1 rRNA gene is annotated in these 332 nt (G+C 39.8%); it reads left to right on the forward strand.

Annotated elements, in window-relative coordinates:
• Positions 1 to 109, forward strand: a 5S ribosomal RNA gene (rrf, locus tag FFR48_RS28585); the annotation flags it as partial.
• Positions 110 to 332: the final 223 nt, after the last annotated feature.

Consider the following 332-nt stretch of genomic DNA (forward strand, 5'->3'; position numbering starts at 1 on the left):
TATGGCGCGGTGGAACCACACTGATCCCTTCCCGAACTCAGAGGTGAAACGCTGCTGCGGCGACGATAGTTGAGGGGTTGCCCTCTGTCACAATAGCTCGATGCCAGGTTTAATATTTAACAACAATTTAACAACAATGCCTCCTCTATTTATTTAGAGGAGGTTTTTGTTTTATCTGGGTTTTTTAAACTCCAGTTTTTATTTATCTATTTAGGGTTTGCTGAATAAACCTAAAACCTTGATATATCAAAGGTTAGAGGCTGATAAACACAGAAATTAGTGCAAGGGTTTTGAAGGGTATACCGGAAAAAGTGTGCATTTTTTGGGATTTC

The organism is Sphaerospermopsis reniformis, from assembly GCF_005402885.1.
Taxonomy (GTDB): Bacteria; Cyanobacteriota; Cyanobacteriia; order Cyanobacteriales; family Nostocaceae; genus Sphaerospermopsis; species Sphaerospermopsis kisseleviana.